This is a genomic window from Sphingomonas radiodurans, assembly GCF_020866845.1.
GTDB classification, from domain to species: domain Bacteria; phylum Pseudomonadota; class Alphaproteobacteria; order Sphingomonadales; family Sphingomonadaceae; genus Sphingomonas; species Sphingomonas radiodurans.
Window position 1 is genome coordinate 3432737 of sequence record NZ_CP086594.1, and the last position, 12762, is coordinate 3445498.

The 12762-nt window shown below is 63.7% G+C and carries 12 protein-coding genes; 2 read left to right on the plus strand and 10 right to left on the minus strand.

Annotated elements, in window-relative coordinates:
- The first annotated feature begins 24 nt into the window (after positions 1-24).
- Positions 25-1383, plus strand: a complete 1359-nt coding sequence (der, locus tag LLW23_RS16215; protein ID WP_228946521.1) for a ribosome biogenesis GTPase Der — start codon at positions 25-27, stop codon at positions 1381-1383.
- 81 nt (positions 1384-1464) lie between these two features.
- Positions 1465-1899: an Hpt domain-containing protein gene (locus LLW23_RS16220; RefSeq protein ID WP_228948612.1), complete on the plus strand. Its 435-nt coding sequence runs from the start codon at positions 1465-1467 to the stop codon at positions 1897-1899.
- 40 nt (positions 1900-1939) lie between these two features.
- On the opposite strand, the gene bfr is transcribed toward LLW23_RS16220, so the two are convergent.
- From bfr to aroQ, 10 genes are all read right to left on the minus strand, one after another.
- Positions 1940-2425, minus strand: a complete 486-nt coding sequence (gene bfr, locus LLW23_RS16225) for a bacterioferritin (RefSeq protein ID WP_228946522.1) — start codon at positions 2423-2425, stop codon at positions 1940-1942.
- Positions 2426-2522: 97 nt separating this feature from the next.
- Complete coding sequence (locus LLW23_RS16230) at positions 2523-2693, minus strand: (2Fe-2S)-binding protein (protein ID WP_228946523.1); 171 nt, start codon at positions 2691-2693, stop codon at positions 2523-2525.
- Positions 2694-2774: 81 nt separating this feature from the next.
- Positions 2775-4025 (minus strand): DUF418 domain-containing protein, encoded by a 1251-nt coding sequence (locus LLW23_RS16235; protein ID WP_228946524.1) that lies wholly within the window; start codon positions 4023-4025, stop codon positions 2775-2777.
- A 38-nt stretch (positions 4026-4063) separates the two neighbouring features.
- The gene (purL, locus tag LLW23_RS16240; RefSeq protein ID WP_228946525.1) at positions 4064-6286 is read right to left on the minus strand and encodes a phosphoribosylformylglycinamidine synthase subunit PurL; all 2223 of its coding nucleotides are present in this window, start codon (positions 6284-6286) and stop codon (positions 4064-4066) included.
- Positions 6287-6343: 57 nt separating this feature from the next.
- Positions 6344-7987 carry a calcium-binding protein gene (locus LLW23_RS16245; RefSeq protein WP_228946526.1) on the minus strand — a complete coding sequence of 548 codons (1644 nt, stop codon included), beginning with the start codon at positions 7985-7987 and terminating at the stop codon, positions 6344-6346.
- 66 nt (positions 7988-8053) lie between these two features.
- Entirely contained in the window at positions 8054-9490 is a 1437-nt protein-coding gene (locus LLW23_RS16250) for a phospholipase D-like domain-containing protein (protein WP_228948613.1), read from the minus strand.
- Between the two features lie 169 nt (positions 9491-9659).
- Positions 9660-10349, minus strand: a complete 690-nt coding sequence (locus tag LLW23_RS16255; protein ID WP_228946527.1) for a hypothetical protein — start codon at positions 10347-10349, stop codon at positions 9660-9662.
- Between the two features lie 49 nt (positions 10350-10398).
- Positions 10399-11748, minus strand: coding sequence for an acetyl-CoA carboxylase biotin carboxylase subunit (gene accC / locus LLW23_RS16260; RefSeq protein ID WP_228946528.1), 1350 nt, complete (start codon positions 11746-11748; stop codon positions 10399-10401).
- A gap of 4 nt (positions 11749-11752) precedes the next feature.
- Positions 11753-12247 carry an acetyl-CoA carboxylase biotin carboxyl carrier protein gene (accB, locus tag LLW23_RS16265; RefSeq protein ID WP_228946529.1) on the minus strand — a complete coding sequence of 165 codons (495 nt, stop codon included), beginning with the start codon at positions 12245-12247 and terminating at the stop codon, positions 11753-11755.
- Positions 12248-12284: 37 nt separating this feature from the next.
- Complete coding sequence (aroQ, locus tag LLW23_RS16270; protein ID WP_228946530.1) at positions 12285-12743, minus strand: type II 3-dehydroquinate dehydratase; 459 nt, start codon at positions 12741-12743, stop codon at positions 12285-12287.
- Positions 12744-12762 lie beyond the last annotated feature (19 nt).

Consider the following 12762-nt stretch of genomic DNA (forward strand, 5'->3'; position numbering starts at 1 on the left):
GGGCCAAGCGAGTAGGGGCTCGCGATGGCCCGTCTCCCAACCGTCGCAATCGTCGGCCGACCCAACGTCGGCAAGTCCACGCTGTTCAACCGCCTTGTCGGCAAGAAACTCGCGCTGGTCGATGATCGCCCCGGCGTGACACGCGACCGCCGCGAAGGCGAGGCGCATCTCATCGGGCTCGATTTTCGCATCATCGATACCGCGGGCTACGAGGATCACGACGCCCAGTCGCTCCCCGGCCGGATGCGACTTCAGACCGAGGCCGCGGTCGCATCGGCGGACGTGGCGCTGTTCATGATCGACTCGCGCGCCGGTATCGTCCCGCTTGACGAGGAGATCGCCCGCTGGCTCCGCAGCTCGACCACCCCAATCGTGCTGGTCGCCAACAAGGCGGAAGGGCGGGCTGGCGACCAGGGCATCCTCGAAGCACTGGCGCTCGGCTTCGGCGATCCCGTCCCACTGTCGGCCGAACATGGCGAAGGCGTCGGCGATCTGTTCGAGGCGCTGCTACCACTCCTCGATCGCGATGCGCCCGAGGACGAAGAGGAGTCTGAGTTCGACGACGAGGACCCCGCCGCCCCGCTAAAGCTCGCGATCGTCGGACGGCCGAACGCAGGCAAGTCGACTCTGGTGAACCGGATGCTCGGCGAGGACCGCATGATCACTGGCCCGGAGGCCGGGATCACGCGCGACTCGATTGCGATCGAATGGGAATGGCAAGGCCGTCCCGTGCGGCTGATCGACACCGCCGGCATGCGCAAGCGCGCCAAGGTGCAGGACAAACTGGAAAAGCTGTCCGTCGCCGATGCGCTCCACGCGATCGACTTTGCCGAAGTGGTCGTACTGCTTCTCGACGCGACCCTGGGGCTCGAATCGCAGGACCTGCGCATCGCCGATCGCGTGCTCGAAGAAGGCCGGGCGCTGATCATCGCGCTCAACAAGTGGGACGTCGCGCAGGACCCATCGTCGCTGTTCAACGGCGTCAAGGCAGCGCTTGGCGACGGGCTAAGTCAAGTGAAGGGCGTGACGCTGATCACGGTCTCCGCCGTGACCGGCAAGGGCATCGACCAGCTACTTGGTGCAGCATTCGAAGCGCGCGAGGCGTGGTCGCGCCGCGTACCGACCGGTGAACTCAACCGCTGGTTCGAACGCGCGCTCGAAGCCAACCCGCCGCCAGCCCCTGGGGGCAAGCGGATCAAGATGCGCTACGTCACGCAGGTAAAGTCCAGGCCACCAAGTTTCGTGATCTTCGGGACGCGCGTGGATCAAGTGCCCGCGAGCTACGAACGATATCTCGTCAATTCGATGCGGCGGGACTTGAACTTCGGTGCAGTGCCAGTGAGGCTTACCATGCGTGCACCAAAGAACCCATTCGCTGGGTAACGCTTACTTCCTGTTTACGTGATTTCGGTACGACGATGATTGAAACCTTCCGGCCGCCTGCGGCCCGATGAGGATAAAATCGTGTCGTTCGAGGGAAGCACATTGGTGGATTGGGCCGCCTATTCCAAGGCGCGTGCCGAGCTCGGCGCCGGGTTCTCCCGCATTCTTGGCTATTTCCGGGAAGATGGCGTAAAATCGGTCGGCTTGATTGAAGCCGCAATGCGCGCCGAAAACGCCGCCGCAATGGTGATCCCTGCGCACACGCTGAAGGGCGAGGCGCGGCAATTCGGCGCGTCACCGCTTGCTGATCTAGCGGAAGCGATTGAGGTCATCGCGCGCGACTGCGTCGAAAATCGCGACACGCCGGGCGCGGCGCTCGAAGATGTCGTCAGGCTTCGTCCGTTGTTTGCCGAAACGCTCGCATTACTTGAGCGCGAAGCCAACCCGCTGGCGCAGCGTCGTCCGGCACCAGGGTTCGGCCGACGCCCTTCATCACCAACGCTGGGCAGAACGTAAGGGCGGCGTTACCCGGGCACATGCCCGAGTAACGCGCGACTCAACTGTGCGCCTGCTCGGGCTGCGCGTTAAGCTGAATGTAGTTCTGCAGGCCCATCCGGTCGATCATCTCGAACTGCCGCTCGAGCGTGTCGACATGCTCTTCCTCGCTGATGAGGATCTTGGTGAACAAGTCGCGGCTAACGAAGTCCTTCACTTCCTCGCTGTAAGCGACCGCAGCCTTTAGCTGTGCGACAGCCTCGATCTCCATCGCGAGATCAGCCTTAAGCACTTCCTCAACCGTCTCGCCGATACGCAGGCGACCTAGAAGCTGGAAGTTCGGCAAGCCATCAAGGAACAGGATCCGTTCCGCCAACCAATCGGCGTGCTTCATCTCGTCGATGGATTCATGCCGCTCGAAGTCGGCAAGCTTCTTGACGCCCCAATGGTCGAGCAGGCGATAGTGCAACCAATATTGGTTGATCGCCGTCAATTCGTTCTTCAGCGTCTCGTTGAGAAATTCGATGACGCGTGCGTCGCCCTTCATGTCACTGCCTCCGTAGCAAGGCGCCTTGTACCGTCAGGCAGGCGCCAACGACAACTGGAAATCGGCAGTTTTCTGCGGGTTTCGACTGCTGCAAACGTTATGCAGCAGCGCGTTCCTGATCGATAATGGCTCGAGCGAACGTGACGCACTGGCCGCACTTCGGCTGCCGACCCAGCGAGCGATACGCCTGGCATGCTGTCGTCGAACCGGCACGCGCAGCTTCGCGGACCTGACCCTCGCGGATGGCATTGCAGACGCAAACGACCATGAGCAACTTCCTCTCTGCCACAGAGGTACGGCTAATGAGAATCTGTCGCAAGCTCTTTTGCGTCTTATTCGCAAAGAATATTCAGTCGACGACGATCTCGCGTCGAAACGGCTGCACTCGGCCTCGCGCCATGCTTCTCCACAGCCATTCGAAAGGGCCATAGACGAACCGGTCCAGCCAAGGCTTCGACCAGAGCAGCATCGCAGCCCAGATCAGGAGAACGACCGGATAAAGCTGCCAGCGGTCAAGATAGCCGAACCAGCCGAGCCCATAGCCGTAGAAGATCAATGTGCAGACGATGCTCGTGCCCAGATAATTGCTGAACGCCATCCGCCCCACCGCGGCCAACCTCACGGAAAGCCAGCGTGCTACCCCCGATCGCATGGTTAAGATGATCACCGCGGCATGCGCCAGGGCAATCCAGGGGCGCAGCAGGACCAGATGGAGCGACTCTGTCGCCAACAGAACCAGCGGATCGAAACGAGCGAAGTCGATCCACCACACGATCGGGAAATAAAGCGGCAAGCAAATGCCGTATCCAACCAAAATTATGTTCCTGTAGCCTCGCGTCGACCAGGCTCCCGAAAAGAAGCCGCTTCGGTACAATGCCATCCCGAGCATCATCAGCGCTATGGTTTCAAAGAAGATCGCGGAAAGCGTGCCCTTTTGCACCTCTAATGCCAGCTTGCTCCGCGCCGACTGCACCTCGCGCAAACCGCCGCGGAAAGCCGCCAGCTCCGCGGGGATCTTGGCACGCTCATCACCGAGATCCTCGCGATAGGCGGACCACTTCCGTCGTAGCTCGGGCGTCGCATCGGGAGCGGTCGCGCGTGCCTCAAACCACCGCGCGGCCGCGTAATCCCCCATTCCGGCGGCTAGCTGCGACAACAGGAGGATGCTCGCAATCGCCAACAGCGTCTGGGTCCGCCAGCGCCACGCGACGAACACGACCGCGCCGCAGATGGAATAGAGCACCAGGATGTCTCCCCACCAGATCAGGTAGGCGTGGATCATCCCGATCGCGAAGAGCGTGATCATCCGGCTATAATGCACCCGAGCGGCGCTCTCACCGGCGGCAAGCGCGCGATCAGCGATCATCGCAGTGGATGCCCCGAACAACATCGTGAACAGCCCGCGCATCTTGCCTTCCGCCAGCACGAAGGCGAGCGCCCAGGCCCACCAATTCGCGCCCGTCGCCCCGCCGTAGAAGGTCGGGTCGACATAGGCGTAGTTGGGCATCGCGAAATCTACGATGTTGAGGAGCAGGATGCCCATCACGGCAAACCCGCGCACCGCGTCGAGTGCATGAAGGCGCGGGGCGGGGGTGCTCATTTCATCCCCCAGATGCACTGTTGCCTGATCCTCGTTCCTTATCCTGCCAGCACCACCTCGGCACCCATCAGCTTCGGGAAGAATGCTTCGTGCGCTTTTCGCAGTTCCTCGACACTTACCACATCGTCGCGATCCGGCCGTTCGAAGATCAGCCGCTTGCCGCCCGTCCGCCCCAGCGGCTCGGCCTCGACGCCGGCATCGAGCGCCGAGAGCAGGAAGTCGGACAGCGCGTGATCGTGGACCGTGACGATATAAACGCCCTGGTCCTCGGCGAAGAAGGAATGCGCGCAGTCGAATGGCTGCTTGCGATCGATCATCGCGCCGATGTTGCCAGCCAGCGCCATCTCGGCCAGCGTCACCGCGATTCCGCCGTCCGATACGTCATGCACCGCGGAAAGCTGCCCGGCGTCGATCGCCGCTCGGATCAGGTCGCCCGTCGCCTTCTCCATCGCCAGGTCGACCCGCGGTGGCGGGCCTTCCTCGCGCCCATGGATCTCGCGCAGCCACACCGTCTGCCCCAGATCCCCCCGTCGCGGGCCCACCACGAGGATGATGTCGCCTGCGCCCTTGAACGCGATCGTCGCCGACCTGGTCCAGTCAGCCATCAGTCCAACGCCGCCGATCGCCGGTGTCGGCAGGATCGCCGACCCGCCGCCGGTGGCCTTGGACTCGTTGTAAAGGCTCACATTTCCCGAAACGATCGGGTAATCGAGCGCGCGGCAAGCCTCGCTCATGCCCTCGAGGCATCCGACGATCTGCCCCATGATCTCGGGCCGCTGCGGGTTGGCGAAATTTAGGCAATTGGTGATCGCGAGCGGCATCGCACCAACGGCGGTCAGGTTGCGCCACGTCTCCGCAACCGCCTGCTTGCCCCCCTCGACCGGATCGGCGAAGCAATAGCGCGGCGTGCAGTCGGTGGTCATCGCCAGCGCCTTTTGAGTGCCGTGGACGCGCACCACCGCAGCGTCACCGCCGGGGCGCTGCACCGTATCGGCGCCGACCATGTGATCATACTGCTCCCAGATCCACCGCCGGCTGGCGATATCGGGGGAGGCCATCAGCGTCAGCAGATCGGCCGCGATGTCCTTGCACTCGGGCACATTCACTAGCGCCTTGGCGGGCGGCGTCGGCACATGCGGGCGATCGTACAGCGGCGCGTCATCGGCCAGCGGCGCGAGCGGAATGTCGCACACGACATCGCCCTTCCACTTGAGCACCATGCGGCCGGTATCGGTGACATGCCCGATCACGGCGAAATCGAGCTCCCACTTGCGGAAGATCGCCGCGGCGAAATCCTCGCGCCCGGGCTTGAGCACCATCAGCATGCGCTCCTGCGATTCGGAGAGCATCATTTCGTACGGCGTCATGCCGGTTTCACGCTGGGGCACGTCGTCCATGATCAGCTCGAGCCCGACGCCGCCCTTCGACGCCATCTCGACGCTAGACGAGGTCAGCCCGGCCGCCCCCATGTCCTGGATCGCGACGATCGCATCGGACGCCATTAGTTCCAGGCACGCCTCGATCAGCAGTTTTTCGGTGAAAGGATCGCCGACCTGCACCGTCGGGCGCTTGTCCTCGGCATCCTCGCCGAAATCGGCCGAGGCCATCGTCGCGCCATGGATCCCGTCGCGCCCGGTCTTGCTTCCTACATAGACGATCGAATTGCCGATACCGCTGGCGGCGGAATAGAAAATCTTGTCGGTCTCCGCGACGCCCACCGTCATCGCGTTTACCAGGATGTTGCCGTCATAGGCAGGATGGAAGTTCACCTCGCCGCCCACCGTCGGTACGCCGACGCAATTGCCATAGCCGCCGATGCCATGGACCACGCCCGATATCAGGTGGCGCATCTTGGGATGATCGGGCCGCCCGAAGCGCAGCGCGTTGAGGTTCGCGATCGGCCGCGCGCCCATCGTGAACACGTCGCGCAGGATGCCGCCGACCCCTGTCGCCGCACCTTGATAGGGTTCGATATACGAGGGGTGGTTGTGCGATTCCATCTTGAAGATCGCGGCCTGCCCGTCGCCGATGTCGATCACCCCAGCGTTCTCACCGGGGCCGCAGATCACCCAAGGCGCCTCGGTCGGCAGCTTCTTCAAGTGGATGCGCGATGATTTGTACGAGCAATGCTCGGACCACATGACCGAGAAGATGCCGAGCTCGACAAGATTGGGCTCGCGACCCAGCGCGTTGAGCACGCGCTCATATTCGTCGGGGGACAGGCCGTGCTCGGCGACGACTTCAGCGGTAATTGCGGTCATGCGCGCGCGATAGCGAGCGGGGCGGCCGGTGTCACCACACTGGCCGCCCGACATAGATCACAGGTTGAACGCGAGCACCGAGGCGTCGGTCACCCCGACCAGCAACACCGCGAAATCGGCACTCAAGTCGCCGTCGACATCGCCGTAAACCACGGTGTTGCCGCGGACGGTCTCGATCCGCAGTTCTCCCGCGGCGCCGCTGAATGCAGCGCTTCCGACGAAGGTGAACGCCTGGTCGCCGTCAAGCAACGTATTGGCATCGATCGCCGTCAGGCGGATGCGGTCGCCGGCAGAGAAGTCCATGATGCGATCCGCCGACGTCGCGGTGGCGCCGCTATCGGTAAGTCCGTTGAAATCGAACACGTCGTCGCCCGCGCCGCCGGTGAGGCGATCTCGGCCCTCGCCGCCGTTGATCCGATCATCGCCAGCGGCGCCGACGATGACGTCGTCGCCCCCGCCACCCCAGGTCGCGCCGCTGACGGTGCCCGCACCACGATAAACGTCGTTCCCGGCGCCAAGCAGGATATGGCCGGTGATCGTGCCGTCATTGCGGACGACGTCGTCGCCGGCGCCCGTGTCGAGTGCCACGGTTGCCGCCGTCGAGATCGTACCGCGATTGATCACGGTGTCGGCGAACTCCCCGATGAAGCGCACGCCATAGCCGAGTTCGCCCGAAATCGAGCCATCATTGACGAGCGCGGTCTCGGCATAGGCGCCGTTGCGGTCGCCGTCGTCGATCAAGATGCCGTTGAACTCGCCGAAAATCGTGCCGCTGGCCTCGTTGTAGATCAGGCCCCCGCCGGCCGCGATGCCGTCGCCGAAATCGTCGATGTTGTCCGCGCCGATTCCCTCGATCGTGCCGAAATTGCGGATGTTCACGAGGTAGTCGACATCGACGCCGTCGCCATCGCCGTCCCCGAAGCCGTCATACCGGCCGCTGATCAGGCCGTGGTTGACCACCGTGACAAAGCCATCGCCGTCCGCCGCTTCGGTGTCGTAGTTGATGCCCGAACCATTGCGACCGATGATTGCACCGCCGGCTTCGTTAACGATCAGCGCGTCGTTGGCGCCAGTGATGCCATGCTTGCCGCCCTCGATAAGGCCAGTCGCGCGGTTGATCACGGTCGCGCGAACGCCGCCGTCACGCGGCTGGAAGTCGATCGCGTCGCCGCTCGATGATTCGCCTGCGACGATGCCGGCGATAATCGTCCCGGCATTGTCGATCCGTATCGACGTGGCAGCGTCATGGCCTGGACGAACAACATCCGATGTACCGGCGTTCGTGATCGTCGCACCTTCGGTGTTGGTGATCGAGATCGATGTCGCGCGCAAATCGCGCATGGCGAGCGCGTTGCCGGCGCCGCCATTGATGTCACCTTCGTTGATGAAGCGGACCTTGCCGGTGCTCCCGTTCGTCGAGGCCAAGCTAACCGCGACCGAATCGGCTGAGATGCTGCCGCTGTTGGTAATGCGCAGATCGAGGACACCGGAGAAGGAGCCGAGCACCGCAGCACCGTTCGCTCCGGTGGCCGAGATCGTCCCGGCGTTGCGGACCACGGCGTTGTTGCCGGTCAGACGGACGGCAGGAACGCCGCCGCTACGCGCGATGGCGCCACCGACGTCGATGATCAACGCGTCGCCTGCACCAACCAGCGTTTCGGTCGTTACCGTTTCGCCGTTGCGAACCCTGATCCGTGCCATTCGACTCTCCCCCATTCACGCGCCCGCTTGCGCAGTTGGAGGCGAGGTATGCTCGGTCGATGACGATCAGGCGACACGACGATGACGGAACCGTTTCAATCGCGCCAGAAGCCGCGGTCGCGCGCTGGGCAGCTCGAACATCTCCTCCGGGCCTTCCGGATCGAGGATCTTATTATCGGCGAGCCATTTTTCGACGGTGGAAAGATCCGGCACCTCATAGGGCACCAACGTTTTGCCATGTCCGCGCAGCCGCTCGATCGCGCCGATCAGCCCGTGCTCGGCGATCGCCGCAGTAACCGTCGCCGGATCGGTGTCGAGGTGTTCGGCGATCAGGTCGTCGCGGATGGCGGCGATCCGATCGCCATCGTGTTCGATCGTCACGTCGCATTCGGTATCGAGCCGCAGCGATCGATTGTTGAAGTTCGACGAGCCGACACGGATCAGATCGTCGTCGATCACCAGCACCTTGGCATGAACGTAGATCGGCGTGCCGCCCAGCGTGTGCGGATGATACATCCGCAGCCGCCCATGACGGTCGCGTTGTTTCAGCGCCTGCATCAGCCGTGCGCGCGCCGTGTCCATCGCGATCGGCTCAAGCCAGCCCTGCGCCGTGACTGGGTTGACGATCACGATTTCCGGCCCATCCGGTTCGTCGAGCCGCCGCGCGATCGCTTCGGCGACCCGGCGCGAGGCGAAATACTGGCTCTCCGCGTAGATGCTGCGTTGCGCCCGCGCGATCAGCGAGAGATACAATTCCTCGATCTCGTGGATAGCCTCCTGATTGCCGTGCGCGGGTTGCGATCGTGAAATCGCAACTGAAACATCATGAAAATCAGGCGTCAGGCTGCCCGGCCAGCAATCCGATGTGGGCGGCGGCGGCGGGATCGTCGCGCCGCCAGCGATCGACCAGCGCGTGCGGCATAATTCGCCCAGCGCTACCGCGACCGGCCCCTCGAGCGCGGTGGTCGCATCGTGCCACGGCTTGTGCGGCCGGCCGCGCGGCGATGTGCGATGCGGGTCGTTATCGCGATGCGCGCGCGTGTCCCAGCGCTCGTCGGTCATGTCGATACCACCGCAGAAGGCAAGGCGGTCGTCGATGACGACGATTTTCTGGTGGTGCGACGCGCCGACCGGGTGGTGGCCATCGAGCAACAAGTGGATGCGCTTGCGCATGAACCGCCACTTGGTGAGCGTCCACAGCGTCTTGCCACGGAACAGCGTCTTCATCGCGCCCTTGTCCCAGCGCAGGATGTAAACGTTGAGATCCGGCTGCCGTTTGGTCAACCAGCTGATGAACTCGCCTACCGTGGTTGGAACCCCTGGTGGCTCGTCCTCCCAGGCCAGGTTGATCCGCGCGTCGAAGTCCCACCCGATCAGCAGAATTTGATGGTTCGCCTTCATCATCGCTTCGCGTGCAAGCCGGAAATAATTGTCGGCATCGACGACTACCGCGGCACGGCTCGCCTGCTCGACCCGCCAGCGGGTCTGCTCCGGAAGGGTCACACGAGCCCCGCGCGTGCCGACAGCCGGACGAAATTGTGGTGGCTGGATAGCTGGTTCGAATAGTCGATCGCGGTCACGCACGTCCCCGAATGTTCGAGCGATGCAAGCGCCTGGCGCGGCTTGGAGCAGCGTTGTTGTGCCAGGTCGTCCGCAATCATCGGCGCGCTGTCTAGAGCGTCCGCACGCGTGGTCCAACCCTCGGCGTTCGCGTTCTTGCGACCCATGTCGCCAGTAAGGCGAGCACTACATACGCCGTCAGTGCCGTCAGCGGCTGCGACATCGGAACCGGGTCGACGGTCGTCGCCGGTTGCGGTTCCAGCCAATTGATCGCTTGTACAGCGGCCAGAGCCAGCGCGAGTGTGAGTGGTGAGACCCGGCCAGCCATCGTGCGCGAGGAGGTACGCGTCAGATAATAGGCGAAGGCGCCCGCAGTGATCGCTGTCTCGAGCGGCATCTCGATCACCGGATGATTCCATAGCCCCAAGCCATACCGCTCGCCGTCGCCCGCCAGCGTCAGATCAGGCGCGTGGACCAGAAGATCGAGGAACCAGTGCGATAACACGACGCCAGCGCCGATCGCCGCCGCCGGCCAGCCATGCCGCGTCACTCGGGCGACGAACGCCCATGCCGCGGCGAACGCGATGCTGCCGAGCAGACTGTGCGTGTAGGGCATGTCATAAAGGTCCATCGCGTTCATCACCGTTGTGCCCGGAACGGCGCGAAGATGCTCGATGTCGAGCAGAACGAAACCGAAAAACGCGAGATCGACCAGTTGCGCTGCCACGAACAGCACGCCGAGACGCGGCGCTTGCTGATAGGCGGCGGCGATCAGCGCTGGCGCGTAATGGCCGATGAACATCGCTCGTCCATTCGCTATCGGGAAGAGCAGGATCGACGCGCCACGAGCCTCAATCCTGCCGCGCGAGCCACTCCTCAAGCCACTTGATCGTATATTGCCCCTCCTGAAACTCGGGCTCGTCAAGCAGCGCCTGATGCAGCGGAATCGTGGTCGTCACCCCCTCGATCACGAACTCCTCCAGCGCGCGACGCAACCGGCGAAGCGCGCCTTGGCGCGTCGTGCCGTAGACGATCAGCTTCGCGATCATGCTGTCGTAGTATGGCGGCACCCTGTAGCCGGCATACAGCCCCGAATCGACACGCACATTCATGCCGCCCGGCGCGTGATACAGCTTCACCAGGCCTGGCGAGGGCGCGAAAGTGCGGGGATCCTCGGCGTTAATGCGACACTCGATGGCATGGCCGCGGAACGTCACGTCCTCCTGCCGAAGCGTCAGCGGATGCCCCTCGGCGATCCGGATCTGCTCGCGGACAAGGTCGAGCCCGGTAATCGCTTCGGTCACCGGATGTTCTACCTGCAGGCGGGTGTTCATTTCGATGAAAAAGAACTCGCCATTCTCCCACAGGAACTCGATCGTGCCCGCGCCGCGATAGCCCATGTCGGCCATCGCGCGCGCGACGATCCCGCCCATGCGCTCGCGCTCTTCGTCGGTGATGACGGGCGAAGGGGCTTCCTCGAGCACCTTCTGGTGGCGGCGCTGCAGCGAGCAATCGCGCTCGCCGAGGTGGATCGCATTGCCCTCGCCGTCGCCGAAGATCTGGAATTCGATGTGCCGCGGATTGCCGAGGTATTTTTCCATGTAGACCGTGGCATCGCCGAACGCGGCCTTCGCCTCGCTGCCGGCCTGCGACATCAGCGTGTCCATCTGGTCCTCGGACTGGACCACCTTCATGCCGCGCCCGCCGCCGCCCGAGGCTGCCTTGATCAGCACTGGGTAACCGATGTCGCGCGCCAGTCGCTTCGCCTCGGTCGAATCGGACAAAGCGCCATCCGAGCCCGGCACCAGCGGCAGGCCGAGCGCGCCGGCGGTGCGCTTGGCCTCCACCTTGTCGCCCATGATGCGGATATGCTCTGGCTTCGGCCCGACGAAGATCAGTTCGTGCGCCTCGACGATCTCGGCGAATTTGGCATTTTCGCTGAGGAAGCCGTAGCCGGGATGGATAGCGTCCGCGCCGGAGATTTCTGCCGCCGAGATGATGTTGGCGATGTTGAGATAGCTCTCGCTCGCCGCCGGCGGCCCGATGCAAATTGCCTGATCAGCCAGCCGCACGTGCATCGCGTCGGTATCGGCGGTCGAATGAACCGCGACCGTCTTGATGCCCATTTCATGGCACGCGCGATGGATGCGCAGCGCGATTTCGCCACGGTTGGCGATCAGCAGCTTCTTGATTTCGGGCACTGACTTACTCGACGACGACGAGTGGCTGGTCGAATTCGACCGGCTGGCCGTTCTCGACCATGATCGCCTTGACCGTCCCGGCGTTCGGCGCAGTGATCGGGTTCATCACCTTCATCGCCTCGACGATCAGCAACGTGTCGCCGGCCTGAACTTGCTTACCGACAGAAACAAACGGCGGCGCGCTTGGCTCAGCGGACAGATAGGCCGTGCCGACCATCGGCGAGCGCACGGCATTCGCCAGCGTCGGTGCAGCGGCCGGCTCGATCGTCGGCAGGGCCGCGACCGCGGTTGCTGCGGCAGGTGCGGGCGGCGGTGCCGGTGTATAATGGACATTGGCGGGGTTGCTGGCAGCCTTGCGCGCGACGCGGATCCGGCGATCACCGTCCTCGACTTCGATTTCGGTGAGCTGCGTCGTGTCGAGCAATTCGGCAAGCTGCCGGACCAGGCCAACATCGACCTTCATCGGGCCATTCCCGGCGCCTTTTTCGTTATCGGCCATGCGACCTTCCCCCCCGTTTAATAGGGCACGCGCTGTGTCAGATGCGCGCCGCCGCTTCAAGCGCCAGCCTATACGACAGCGCGCCGAACCCGGCAATCGTTCCACGTGCGGCACGGCCAACGAACGATGTGTGGCGAAATTTCTCACGCGCGTGCGGATTGGACAGGTGGACTTCGATCACTGGCGTGCGGATAGACTTGATCGCGTCATGCACCGCAATCGACGTGTGCGTGAAGGCGCCCGCGTTGATGATCACCGCCTTCGCATCCTGCGCCTGCGCCTCGTGAAGCCAGTCGACCAGATGCCCTTCGTGGTTCGACTGGCGCATGTCGATCTCCAGCCCAAGCTCACGCGCACGATCCTCCAGCTGTCCGGCGATATCGTCGAGCGTGTCATGGCCGTAGATCTCCGGCTCGCGCGTGCCGAGCAAATTCAAATTCGGGCCGTTGAGGACGTAGACGATCGGTGCGGCGGGTGGTGCGGCGGGCGAGGGCATGGGCGGCTCCTTCCTTGAA